Here is a 12,769-nt window from a genome sequence, read left to right as displayed (position 1 = left end):
GCCCGGGAACGATCAATTCGGACCTTCGGTAACACCTCACCCCAAGCCACTGCGAGCTGCTCTGTTTGCCTCGAACGCCACATTGGTGATCGAATGCATGCTCGTCGGTGGGCCGCTGCTCCGACAGAGACGTCCAGCCGCCGGGCCCCAAGGTGAATCGTCCGGGGGAAGGTGGAAGATGTTCGGTCGTTGGCTGAATGGCAGGCGGGCGGCGGGGGCCGCGCAGGGCAGTGCCCTCGCCGGACTGGAGATGCCGCGCACCGCCGGATTGCTCAGTTGCCGCGTGCTCGATCCCGTCAACGAGGTCGTGCCGCTGGCCGAGTTCGCGGTCACGGACGGGGCGGGCCGCAAGGTGTTCGGCGGTGAGACGGACCCGTTCGGCAATGTGCTCGCCACCGTCCCGGCCGGTGAGTACCGGTTGGCTGTCACGGCCGAGGGCTTCACTCCGTTCCACGGCTCGGCCACGGTCGTCGAGGGCGGTCACGCGAGCCTGGGCGATGTGACCCTTCAGCTGTCCGCACCCCCGCAGCTGCCCGCTCCGGGCGAGTGGGAGGTCGAGCCGATGCACTCGCAGATCGGCTTCACCGCCCGGCACATCGGACTCGCGCGCATTCACGGCCGGTTCAACACCTTCGCGGGTGCGGTGCGCATAGCCGACCGCATGGAGGACTCGGCCATGCATGTGATCATCGACGCCGCGTCGATCGACACCAACGTCCAGATGCGGGACGACCACCTGCGCTCCAGCGATTTCCTCGACGTCGGGCGCTATCCGACGATGGAGTTCTACAGCGAGCGCTTCGTCCACCGGGGCGGCACCCGCTGGGGCGTCACCGGTGCGCTCACCCTGCACGGTGTCAGCCGCACGGTCACGCTGGACACCCAGTACCTCGGCCTCGGCAACGGCCTGGAGGGCGAGACCCGCGCCGCCTGCCGGGCCACCACGGAACTGCACCGCGAGGACTTCACTCTGACCTGGCAGACCATGCTGGCCCGTGGCATCGCGGCCGTCGGCTCCAGCATCTCCATCGACATGGACATCCAGATCGTCCCCAAGAACTGAACCCGGGGCCGCGCCCCTCGGCCGACGCGTCCTACGGAGCTTCGAGCCACCCCTCGTACTCCGCGGCGAAGGCGTCGAGTGCCGAGGAGTCCAGCCGCCCCGACGGGTCCTCCACGACCACCAGCCACTGGGCGTCCTCGGCATCGTCCTCACCGGCCAGCGCGTCGCGTACGAGCTGGGGCTCCTCGGTCACCCCGAAGCGGTCGCCGAGCTCTCCGGCCACCTCCTCCGCGGCATCGCGGTCGGGCAGCACCAGCACATGTCTCACATCGCTCACCTGCCCATTCTCCCGTACCCGGTATGCCGCGCGGTCCGGTGGAGGCGGTCTCTATCGGCCGTTCATGTGCATGACGCTCTCGGGGTACCGGCTGCCGGCGACCGCCGACGGCGGCAGCGCCGCATCCAGGCGCCGCAGTTCGTCCGGGCCGAGCGCGAGTTCCGCCGCCGCGAGGTTCTCCTCCAGCGTCGCCCTGCGCTTCGTGCCGGGGATCGGCACGATGTCGTCGCCCCGGTGCAGCAGCCAGGCGAGCGACACCTGCGCCGGGGTCGCACCGCACCCGCGGGCGACGTCCCGCACCACGTCGGCAGCCGCGGAATTGACCCTGAAGTTATCGCCCTGGAATCGCGGATCATGCCTGCGATAGTCGTTGTCCGGATATTCTTCCGCGCGGACCGCAGTGCCGGTCAGGAATCCGCGACCCAGCGGAGAATAGGGGACGAGGCCGATGCCCAGATCTCGGATCACCGGCAGGATCTCCTGCTCCAGATGACGTTCCCACAGGGAGTACTCCGTCTGGAGAACCGATACGGGACAGACTTCGTGCGCCCGGCGGACGGTGTTCGCTCCCGCCTCCGAGAGACCGAAGTGAAGAATCTTTCCGGCCGCGATGAGTTCGCCGACCGCCCCGGCCACGTCCTCGATCGGCACCTCCAGGTCGACCCGGTGCTGATACAGCAGGTCGATCCGGTCCGTATCCAGCCGACCCAGGCTCCTGTCGACCGCCTCGCGTATGTGCTCGGGCCGGCTGTTGAGCGCGCCCCGCGCGGTGCCCTCGTACTCCCAGCCGAACTTCGTCGCGACGACCGCGTCGTCCCGGCGGCCGCGCAGCGCCCTGCCTAAGAGTTCTTCGTTGACGAACGGACCGTAGGACTCCGCCGTGTCGAAGAAATCGCAGCCGAGGTCGAGGGCGCGATGGATGGTCCTCATGGATTCCTTGTCGTCCGGAATTCCATATGTCTGACTCATTCCCATGCAGCCCAGTCCGAGAGCGGAAACCTCCAGTCCGGTATTGCCGAGCCGGCGGCGTGGAATCATTGACGAACTCAATTCGGGTTCTCCTCTGGAATTCACTTGATCCGTTGTCGCGGCTGGAATCCTAGCGATGTGCGGGATTTTCCCGGCAGGCCGAGCAGAGGGAGTGGGAGGCCGAGCGGCAAGTGGAGGGCCGGGCGGCGCGGGGAGGGAGGCCGGGGCTGTCAGTGGTGCATGGGATGCTGGACGGCGATGGCCACCAGAAGGAATTCCACCGACGACCCGCTCGCCCCCCTCACGCTCGCCGTGGGCCAGGAGGACCTGCTCCTCGACCGCGCCGTGCAACAGGTGGTGGCGGCGGCCCGTGCCGCCGACCCCGACACCGATGTCCGCGACCTCACCTCCGACCAGCTCCAGCCGGGCACCCTCGCGGAGCTGACGAGTCCCTCGCTCTTCGCCGAGCGCAAGGTGGTGATCGTGCGCGGTGCGCAGGACCTCTCCGCCGACTCGGTCAAGGACGTCAAGGCGTATCTCGGCGATCCGGTCGAGGAGATCACCCTCGTGCTGCTGCACGCGGGCGGCGCCAAGGGCAAGGGTCTGCTGGACGCGGCGCGCAAGGCGGGGGCGCGGGAGGTCGCCTGCCCGAAGACGACCAAGCCGGCCGAGCGGCTGTCGTTCGTACGGTCGGAGTTCCGGGCGCTGGGGCGTTCGGCGACACCGGAGGCGTGCCAGGCGCTGGTCGACTCCATCGGCAGCGATCTCCGGGAGCTGGCGAGCGCGGTCTCGCAGCTCGTCGCGGATGTCGAGGGCACCATCGACGAGGCGGTCGTCGCCCGTTACTACACGGGCCGCGCCGAGGCGTCGAGCTTCACGGTCGCCGACCGCGCGGTGGAGGGGCGGGCGGCGGAGGCGCTGGAGGCCCTGCGCTGGTCGCTGTCGACGGGAGTCGCGCCGGTGCTGATCACCAGTGCGCTGGCGCAGGGTGTACGGGCGATCGGCAAGCTGTCCTCGGCCCGTGGCGGACGGCCCGCCGACCTCGCCCGTGAGCTGGGCATGCCGCCGTGGAAGATCGACCGGGTCCGGCAGCAGATGCGCGGCTGGACGCCGGACGGGGTGGCCCTGGCGCTGCGGGCGGTCGCGGAGGCCGACGCGGGGGTCAAGGGCGGCGGGGACGATCCGGAGTACGCCCTGGAGAAGGCCGTGGTCGCGATCGCGCGGGCGGCACGGTCGGGGCGGTAGGGCCTTGACCGGCGGATCAGGGCCGGGACCGCGCCCCGGCCCGGCCCCCGGGCCCCGCAGAAGCACGTAAGCCGAAGGCCCCGCCCCCGGAACGGGTACGCCGAAGGCCCCGGTCCTCGCTCCGGGGAGAGCGGGGCCGGGGCCTCGGTTCACGCTTGGTGCGCCGCACCCGCGTGGCGAACGCAGGTTCGGTGTGCGGCGCGGGGTGCCGGTCAGGAACGGGAGAGAGGGCCCGCTGGGTCCGTCCCGGCGATCACATCAGAATGCTCAGCCCTGGAGGGAGGCAACCTTGGAGGCCAGCGCCGACTTCTTGTTGGCGGCGGCGTTCTTGTGGATGACACCCTTCGAGACGGCCTTGTCGAGCGCGCGGGAGGCGTCGCGAGCGGCCGAGGTGGCCTTCTCGACGTCACCGGCGGCGGCAGCCTCACGGGCCTTGCGGATAGCGGTCTTGAGCGAGGACTTGACGGCCTTGTTGCGCAGGCGCGCCTTCTCGTTCGTCTTGTTCCGCTTGATCTGGGACTTGATGTTCGCCACGAAAAGAGCCTTTTCAGGTTCGATGGATCTTCGGTGTGCGCCCCACGGCTCAAGAGAGTCGCCAGGCACAGCTGTCAACGGTACCAGTCCCGCTCCGACCGGCCCAAACCGGTCTCCGCCCCGCAACCATGGGACGATGGAGGCTACGTATCGATCCGACCGAACCGACATCGACCCGAGACACGGCGTTCGGCGTCTCAAGAATCAGGACCCTGCGTGCCCGCGACTCCTACCAACGTGCCCGAGCCGAGCCGTACCGACCCGGCGCTGATCCGCAACTTCTGCATCATCGCGCACATCGACCACGGCAAGTCGACCCTTGCCGACCGGATGCTCCAGCTGACCGGCGTGGTCGACCAGCGGCAGATGCGCGCTCAGTACCTCGACCGTATGGACATCGAGCGCGAGCGCGGCATCACCATCAAGTCCCAGGCGGTGCGTCTGCCCTGGACGCCCGACACGGGCGAGGGCCAGGGCCGCACCCATGTCCTCAACATGATCGACACCCCGGGCCACGTGGACTTCACCTACGAGGTCTCCCGTTCGCTCGCCGCCTGCGAGGGCACGGTCCTGCTGGTCGACGCCGCGCAGGGCATCGAGGCCCAGACGCTGGCCAACCTCTACCTGGCGATGGAGAACGACCTCACCATCGTCCCGGTGCTCAACAAGATCGACCTGCCGGCCGCGCAGCCCGAGAAGTTCTCCGAGGAGCTGGCCAACCTCATCGGCTGCCAGCCGGAGGACGTGCTCAAGGTCTCCGCGAAGACCGGCATCGGCGTGGACGCGCTGCTCGACCGGGTGGTCAGGGACGTCCCGGCCCCGATCGGCCAGGCGGACGCCCCGGCCCGCGCGATGATCTTCGACTCGGTCTACGACTCGTACCGGGGCGTCGTCACGTACGTCCGTGTCGTCGACGGTCAGCTCAACAAGCGCGAGCGCATCCGGATGATGTCCACCGGCGCCACCCACGAGCTGCTGGAGATCGGGGTCTCCTCCCCGGAGATGACCCCGGCCGACGGACTCGGCGTGGGTGAGGTCGGCTACATCATCACCGGGGTGAAGGACGTCCGGCAGTCCAAGGTCGGTGACACCATCACCTCCCTGAACAAGGGTGCGACCGAGGCGCTGGGCGGCTACAAGGACCCCAAGCCGATGGTGTTCTCGGGCCTCTACCCGCTGGACGGATCGGACTACCCGGACCTGCGTGAGGCGCTGGACAAGCTCCAGCTCAACGACGCCGCCCTGGTGTACGAGCCGGAGACCTCCGCGGCCCTCGGCTTCGGCTTCCGCGTCGGCTTCCTCGGGCTGCTCCACCTCGATGTGATCCGGGAGCGGCTGGAGCGGGAGTTCGGCCTCGAACTCATCGCCACCGCCCCCAACGTGGTCTACCGCGTCGACATGGAGGACGGCACCGAGCACACCGTCACCAACCCGAGCGAATTCCCCGAGGGCAAGATCGACAAGGTGCACGAGCCCGTCGTGCGCGCCACGGTCCTGGCCCCCAGCGAGTTCATCGGCGCGATCATGGAGCTCTGCCAGAACCGGCGCGGCACCCTGCTCGGCATGGACTACCTCTCCGAGGACCGGGTCGAGATCCGCTACACCCTGCCGCTGGCCGAGATCGTCTTCGACTTCTTCGACCAGCTGAAGTCCAAGACCCGGGGTTACGCCTCGCTCGACTACGAGCCCACCGGCGAGCAGACGGCCCAGCTCGTCAAGGTCGACATCCTGCTGCACGGCGACAAGGTCGACGCCTTCTCCGCGGTCACCCACAAGGACAAGGCGTACGCGTACGGTGTCCGGCTCGTGGCCAAGCTGCGCGAGCTGATCCCGCGGCAGAACTTCGAGGTGCCGATCCAGGCCGCCATCGGCTCCCGGGTCATCGCCCGTGAGACCGTCCGCGCCATCCGCAAGGACGTCCTCGCCAAGTGCTACGGCGGCGACATCTCCCGTAAGCGGAAGCTGCTGGAGAAGCAGAAGGAAGGCAAGAAGCGGATGAAGATGGTCGGCAACGTGGAGGTGCCGCAGGAGGCCTTCATCGCCGTGCTGTCCACGGACGAGTCGGGCGGCGAGGGCAAGGGCAAGAAGTAGTCCGCCCGAGCCCGCTCCCGATCCGGACCCCGGCCGCGGCCGGGGTCCGGGGTCCGGCTCGCTCCGCACCCGCCCGGTGGCAGTCCGAACGGCCCCCGTGTCGCAGCACCTCGCGACACGGGGGCCCGTTTGTTATGAAGCGGCGGCCCGTTGCCTCTTACGCGGTGGACGCGGGCGCTCTACCCTGATCACGGCTTCGTAGTTACTCGCCAGTTAAACAAGCCCCGCGCGGAACGAGCCCGCAGGACAGTGGAACAAGCCCCGCAGGACGAGCGCCGCAGGATCAAGCACGCAGACACCCGCAGGATCAAGCAGCAACCAGCAGCCGGTCGTGAAGCACTGCCGCAGGCCCGGAGGACGTCGTGAGCGACACACAGACCTTGATCGAGAACCGACCGCCCTCCGTGGCGAACCTCTTCATCGACCGCGTGGCGGCCACCCCGGACGGGGAGGCCTACCGCTACCCCGTCCCCTCGGCCACCGGCGAGGGTCCCGATGAGTGGAAGTCGTTGAGCTGGGCGCAGGCGGCCGAGCGGGTCTACGCCGTCGCGGCAGGGCTCATCGGTCTGGGTGTGCGGCCGGAGGAACGGGTCGCGCTCGCCGCCAGTACGCGAGTGGAATGGATCCTCGTCGACCTCGGCGTGCTGTGCGCGGGCGCCGCCACCACCACGATCTACCCGTCGACCAACGCGGAGGAGTCGGCCTTCATCCTCTCCGACTCCGGGAGCCGGGTGCTGATCGCCGAGGACGCCGCCCAGCTGGCCAAGGCCCGCGAGCGCCGGGCCGAGCTGCCGGACCTCGCCCATGTCGTCGTCATCGACCCCGAGGACGCAGGCCCCGCCGAGGGCGACCCGGAGGGCTGGGTGCTCACCCTCGCCGATCTGGAGGCCCGCGGCGCCGAATACCTGGCGCAGCACCCCGAGGCCATCAAGGAGCGGGTCGCCGCCATCACGGCCGACCAGCTGGCCACCCTGATCTACACCTCGGGCACCACCGGCCGCCCCAAGGGCGTGCGCCTGCCGCACGACAACTGGTCGTACATGGCCAAGGCCACCGTGGCGACCGGCCTCATCGACTCCGACGACGTCCAGTACCTCTGGCTGCCGCTCGCGCACGTCTTCGGCAAGGTCCTCACCTCGGGCCAGATCGAGGTCGGCCACGTCACCGCCGTCGACGGCCGGGTCGACAAGATCATCGAGAATCTGCCGGTGGTCCAGCCGACGTACATGGCCGCCGTGCCCCGGATCTTCGAGAAGGTCTACAACGGCGTCGCCGCCAAGGCGCGGGCCGGCGGCGGGGCCAAGTACAAGATCTTCCAGTGGGCGGCCGGCGTCGCCCGCGAGTACGCGACGGTCTCGCAGGACAACTTCCGGCGCACCGGTACGGCCTCCGTCCCGTTCGCGCTCGGCGCCAAGCACAAGGTCGCCGACACCCTCGTCTTCGCCAAGATCCGCGAGGCCTTCGGTGGCCGGCTGCGCGCCTGTGTCTCCGGCTCCGCCGCGCTCGCCCCCGACATCGGCCTCTTCTTCTCCGGCGTCGGGATCCACGTCCTGGAGGGCTACGGCCTCACCGAGTCCAGCGCCGCCTCCTTCGTCAACCCGGGCGAGGCCTACCGCACCGGCACCGTCGGCAAGCCGCTCCCCGGCACCGAGGTACGGATCGCGGACGACGGCGAGATCCTGCTGCGCGGCCCCGGTGTGATGGAGGGCTACCACGGCCAGCCGGAGAAGACCGCCGAGGTGCTGGAGCCGGACGGATGGTTCCACACCGGCGACATCGGCGAGCTGTCCGTGGACGGCTATCTCCGGATCACCGACCGCAAGAAGGACCTGATCAAGACGTCCGGCGGCAAGTACATCGCCCCGGCGGAGGTCGAGGGACAGTTCAAGGCGGTCTGCCCGTTCGTCTCCAACATCCTGGTGCACGGCGCGGACCGTAACTTCTGCACCGCCCTGATCGCCCTCGACGAGCCGACCATCCTCGGCTGGGCCGCCGAGAACGGCCTGGGCGGGAAGCCGTACGCCGAAGTGGTGGCCTCACCACAGGCCGTGGCGCTCATCGAGGGCTATGTGAAGCGGCTCAACGAGGGGCTGCAGCGCTGGCAGACCATCAAGAAGTTCCGGCTGCTGCCCCGCGACCTCGACATCGAGCACGGCGAGCTGACGCCCAGCCTCAAGCTGAAGCGGCCGGTCGTCGAGCGCGCGTACAAGGGCCTCATCGACGACATGTACGCGGGGACCCGCGAGGCGTAGGGCCTGTCCGTCCCCACGGTGTTCCTCCCCGCTCATTTTCTCCGCTCACTTCGGCAACTCGTTGCTTATGAGCATGGTCCATCTGTCACTCTGTCGGTGTCGTCAGCGCCGCCCAACGAGAACAGACAGACAGCAACGAGAACAGACAGAGCGAGAACAGGTCAGGAGCTGCACCGTGGGGCCCATTCCCTTGCAGCGGGACATCGTTCAGCGTCCCGGTGATCCCTCAGGCCGTGCGGACGCGCGGCCGGCCGCCCATACGTCCCTGCCCGGCAACCTCCTCGCACCCTCCGCCGCCCGCAGGTTCGTCCGGGCCGCGCTCGGCGAGTGGACCGGGCTGGGGCTGCCGGCGGCCGTGGGCTTCAGCGAGCGCGTGGCCGAGGACGCGGAGGTGGTCGTCAGCGAGCTGGTCACCAACGCGGTCGTGCACGCCGGGACCAATGTGGAGCTGCTCGCCCGGCTGGAGGAGGCCACCGAGGACGAGGTCGCGGCCCTGGTGCTGGAGGTCTCGGACCACCACCCGGCCCGCGCCGTGCGCAGCGACCGCCCGGAGTCCGGGAGCGCGGCCGACGCGGCGGCGGGCACCGGCCTCGTCGGCCCCGACGAGCCCGCCGATTACGGTCGCGGGCTCCAGCTCGTCGGCACCCTCGCCGAACGCTGGGGCATCACCTACCGCACCGGCCTCAAGACCGTCTGGGCCCGGCTCCCCGTGGACGACTGGAACCCCTTCCCGGAACCGGCGGCCGAGCCCGGGTTCCAGCAGGGCCTGCGCGCCGCCGAACTGCTCGCCCCCTCCGCCCGCCGCGCGCTGCGCGACGACGCGGACTGGGCCGGCCGCGGCGCGCTCTCGTTCCTCGCCGAGGCCTCGGACCTGCTCGCCGGCCAGCTCGACGAGGACATCGTCGCGGCGCTCTCCGGACAGTTACTGGTGCCCAGGCTCGCCGACTGGTGCGCGATCTGGCTGGAACCCGAGAACGGCGGCCCCTCCGCCGTCCCCCGGCTCGCCAGCGTCTGGCACCGGGACGAGGCCGAGACCGGGCGGCTGCGCATCCTGCTGGAGCAGGACCCGATCCGGCTCCCCGAGCGGGTCGGCACCGGACCCGTCTCCATGCCGTGGCCCGGGGGCGAGGAGGAGGGCGCGAAGACCGACGAGCCCGCCGTGTCGGCCCTCGCCTACCGGATCACCTCGGGCGGCCGGACCCTCGGCGCCGTACTCCTCGGCCGGGAGGGCCTCGCCCGCGTCCCCGACGAAGTGACCGCGCTCATCGAGGACTTCGTTCGCCGGGTCGGCCTCGCCGTCGGCGCCGCCCGCGAGTACACCCGGCAGGCCACCATCAGCCGCATCCTCCAGCGCGCCCTGCTGCCCGGCAAGGTCGCCGACATACCGGGGGTCACCAGCTCGCTGGTGTACGAGCCCAGCGACGACGGCGTCGTCGGCGGTGACTTCTACGACATCTTCCCGTGCCCCGGCGACCGCTGGTGCTTCGTACTCGGCGACGTGCAGGGCAGCGGCCCCGAGGCCGCCGTCGTCACCGGCCTCGCCCGGCCCTGGCTGCGGCTGCTGGCCCGCGAGGGCTTCGGCGTCGGCGAGGTCCTGGACCGGCTCAACCGGCTGCTCCTCGACGACGCGATGGAGGCCGCCGAGGCCGCCGCGCTCATGGTGGCCGCGGCCGGCGGCCAGCAGACCGCGGACACCGGGCAGTCCCGCTTCCTGTCCCTGCTGTACGGAGAGCTCGTACCGCTGCCCGGCGGCGGCGTGCACTGCACCCTGGCCAGCGCCGGCCACCCGCTGCCGCTGCTGCTGCGGCCCGACGGCGAGGTGCGCCCGGCCGCCGAGCCGCAGATGCTGCTCGGGATCTTCGACGACGTCGCCTATGAGAGCCAGAGCTTCGATCTGGCACCCGGCGACAGCCTGCTGTGCGTCACGGACGGGGTGACGGAGCGGCGCTCCGGACCGCTGATGTTCGACGACGGGGACGGACTGGCCCGGGCGCTGGCCGACTGCACCGGGCTGTCGGCGGACGGGATCGCGGACCGGATCAAGCGGGCGGTGCACGAATTCGCCGAGCGGCCGCCCGACGACGACCTGGCGCTGCTGGTGCTCCAGGCCGGGTGAGGACCCGCGCCGCCGGGGCACGGGCGCCCTCCGCGATCACGGGCGTGGCCGGGCGTTCCCCGGCGGCGAGCGACAATGGGCGGTATGCCTTCCGTACTGCCCGATGGTGAACCCGTACCCGACGACGGGGCGCTGCCCCGCCACGCCCTGGAAGGCGCGGCCGGCCGGCCGCTCGGCTTCTATCTGCACGTGCCGTACTGCGCGACCCGCTGCGGCTACTGCGACTTCAACACCTACACCGCCACCGAGCTGCGCGGCTCCGGCGGCGCGCTGGCCTCCCGGGACAACTACGCCGAGCATCTGATCGGCGAGGTCCGCCAGGCCCGCAAGGTCCTCGGCGACGATCCGCGCCCGGTCCGTACGGTCTTCGTCGGCGGCGGCACGCCGACCCTGCTGGCGGCGGCGGACCTGGTCCGGATGCTGGGGGCGATCCGGGAGGAGTTCGGCCTCGCGGACGACGCCGAGATCACCACCGAGGCCAACCCGGAGTCCGTCGGCCCCGCGTACCTCGCCGAGCTGCGGGAGGGCGGCTTCAACCGGATCTCGTTCGGGATGCAGAGCGCCCGGCAGCACGTACTGAAGATCCTGGACCGCACGCACACGCCGGGGCGGCCCGAGGCGTGTGTCGCCGAGGCCCGGGAGGCGGGCTTCGAGCACGTCAACCTCGACCTGATCTACGGCACGCCCGGGGAGTCCGACGACGACTGGCGGGCCTCGCTGGACGCGGCGATCGGCGCTGGGCCGGACCATGTCTCGGCGTACGCGCTGATCGTCGAGGAGGGGACGCAGCTGGCGCGGCGGATCCGGCGCGGCGAGGTCCCGATGACGGACGACGACGTCCACGCCGACCGCTATCTGATCGCCGACGAGGCGATGGCCGCGGCGGGCTTCTCCTGGTACGAGGTGTCGAACTGGGCCCGCACGCCCGAGGGCCGGTGCCTGCACAACGAGCTGTACTGGCGCGGGGCCGACTGGTGGGGCGCCGGGCCCGGGGCGCACAGCCATGTCGGCGGGGTGCGCTGGTGGAACGTGAAGCATCCGGGGGCGTACGCGCAGGCGCTGGCCGAGGGGCGGTCGCCGGGCGCCGGGCGCGAGATCCTCTCCGCGGAGGACCGGCGGGTGGAGCGGATCCTGCTGGAGCTCCGGCTCGCCGACGGCTGCCCGCTGTCGCTGCTGGCCCCGGCCGGTCTGGCCGCGTCCCGCCGCGCCCTGGCGGACGGGCTCCTGGAGTCCGGGCCGTACGAGCAGGGGCGGGCGGTGCTGACCCTGCGGGGGCGGTTGCTGGCGGACGCGGTGGTCCGGGACCTGGTGGACTGAGGGTCCGGGGCCCCGCCCCGGACCCCCGCTCCTCAATCGCCGGAGGGGGCTGGAATGTCCGCCGGAGGGGGCTGGAGCAACCCCTACTCCGGCGCCGTCACGAAGTCGATCAGGTGTTCCACCGAACCCAGCAGTGACGGTTCCAGGTCGCGGTACGAGCGGACCGTGGACAGGATGCGCTGCCAGGCCGCGCCGGTGTTCTCCGGCCAGCCGAGCGCGCGGCACACGCCCGTCTTCCAGTCCTGGCCGCGCGGTACCGCAGGCCAGGCCGTGATGCCCACGGAGGACGGCTTCACCGCCTCCCACACGTCGATGTAGGGATGGCCGACCACCAGTACGTCCGCGTCCGACACCCGGTCGGCGATCCGGGACTCCTTGGAGCCGGGGACCAGGTGGTCGACCAGGACGCCCAGTCTGGCGTCCGGGCCCGGGGAGAACTCGCGCACGATGGCCGGGAGGTCGTCGATGCCCTCCAGATACTCGACGACCACGCCCTCGATCCGAAGGTCGTCGCCCCAGACCCGCTCGACCAGCTCCGCGTCGTGCCGGCCCTCCACATAGATCCGGCCCGCCCGCGCCACCCGGGCGCGCGCCCCGGGGACCGCGATCGAGCCCGAGGCCGTACGGGCGGGGCGCACCGGAGCGGCGGCCGAGGGGCGGACCAGGGTGACCACCCGCCCCTCCAGCAGGAAGCCGCGCGGCTCCATCGGGAAGACCCGGTGCTTGCCGAAACGGTCCTCCAGGGTCACCGTCGGACCCTGGGCCGTCTTCTCGCAGCGGATCACCGCGCCGCAGAATCCGGTGGAGACCTCCTCCACGACCAGATCGGTCTCGGCGGGGACCTCGGGAACGGGGGCGGACTTCTTCCACGGCGGGGTCAGGTCCGGCTGGTAGCTGCGCATCGG

At 70.9% G+C, this 12,769-nt stretch carries 10 protein-coding genes; 6 read left to right on the top strand and 4 right to left on the bottom strand.

Annotation, left to right across the window (positions count from 1 at the left end):
• Positions 1-178 precede the first annotated feature (178 nt).
• Positions 179-1,063, top strand: a complete 885-nt coding sequence (locus ACWCPY_RS08415) for a YceI family protein (protein ID WP_451263568.1) — start codon at positions 179-181, stop codon at positions 1,061-1,063.
• 31 nt (positions 1,064-1,094) lie between these two features.
• Here the strand turns inward: ACWCPY_RS08415 and ACWCPY_RS08410 are convergent, their stop codons facing one another.
• Together ACWCPY_RS08410 and ACWCPY_RS08405 are read right to left on the bottom strand one after the other, a co-directional pair.
• The gene (locus tag ACWCPY_RS08410) at positions 1,095-1,340 is read right to left on the bottom strand and encodes a hypothetical protein (protein WP_329821061.1); all 246 of its coding nucleotides are present in this window, start codon (positions 1,338-1,340) and stop codon (positions 1,095-1,097) included.
• Between the two features lie 51 nt (positions 1,341-1,391).
• Entirely contained in the window at positions 1,392-2,378 is a 987-nt protein-coding gene (locus ACWCPY_RS08405) for an aldo/keto reductase (protein ID WP_451263722.1), read from the bottom strand.
• A gap of 189 nt (positions 2,379-2,567) precedes the next feature.
• Here ACWCPY_RS08405 and holA point away from each other — a divergent pair, with 189 nt between their 5' ends.
• Positions 2,568-3,554, top strand: coding sequence for a DNA polymerase III subunit delta (gene holA, locus ACWCPY_RS08400; protein WP_451263566.1), 987 nt, complete (start codon positions 2,568-2,570; stop codon positions 3,552-3,554).
• A 267-nt stretch (positions 3,555-3,821) separates the two neighbouring features.
• Here holA and rpsT read toward each other — a convergent pair whose 3' ends face one another.
• A complete protein-coding gene (rpsT, locus tag ACWCPY_RS08395; RefSeq protein WP_072483588.1) occupies positions 3,822-4,088 on the bottom strand; it encodes a 30S ribosomal protein S20 in 267 nt (88 codons plus the stop codon).
• A 216-nt stretch (positions 4,089-4,304) separates the two neighbouring features.
• Here rpsT and lepA point away from each other — a divergent pair, with 216 nt between their 5' ends.
• From lepA to hemW, 4 genes are all read left to right on the top strand, one after another.
• A complete protein-coding gene (gene lepA, locus ACWCPY_RS08390) occupies positions 4,305-6,179 on the top strand; it encodes a translation elongation factor 4 (protein WP_451263565.1) in 1,875 nt (624 codons plus the stop codon).
• 362 nt (positions 6,180-6,541) lie between these two features.
• Positions 6,542-8,431 (top strand): AMP-dependent synthetase/ligase, encoded by a 1,890-nt coding sequence (locus tag ACWCPY_RS08385; RefSeq protein ID WP_451263564.1) that lies wholly within the window; start codon positions 6,542-6,544, stop codon positions 8,429-8,431.
• Positions 8,432-8,621: 190 nt separating this feature from the next.
• Positions 8,622-10,547 carry a SpoIIE family protein phosphatase gene (locus tag ACWCPY_RS08380; protein WP_451263721.1) on the top strand — a complete coding sequence of 642 codons (1,926 nt, stop codon included), beginning with the start codon at positions 8,622-8,624 and terminating at the stop codon, positions 10,545-10,547.
• Positions 10,548-10,622: 75 nt separating this feature from the next.
• On the top strand, positions 10,623-11,864 hold the full coding sequence (hemW, locus tag ACWCPY_RS08375; protein ID WP_451263563.1) for a radical SAM family heme chaperone HemW: 1,242 nt from the start codon (positions 10,623-10,625) through the stop codon (positions 11,862-11,864).
• A gap of 83 nt (positions 11,865-11,947) precedes the next feature.
• Here the strand turns inward: hemW and ACWCPY_RS08370 are convergent, their stop codons facing one another.
• Positions 11,948-12,766, bottom strand: coding sequence for a DUF3097 domain-containing protein (locus ACWCPY_RS08370; protein WP_329821066.1), 819 nt, complete (start codon positions 12,764-12,766; stop codon positions 11,948-11,950).
• Positions 12,767-12,769 lie beyond the last annotated feature (3 nt).

Source organism: Streptomyces sp. NPDC002403, from assembly GCF_053593015.1.
The sequence above is the reverse complement of the archived record's forward strand: the minus strand, read 5'-3'. Positions and strand labels throughout refer to the sequence as shown.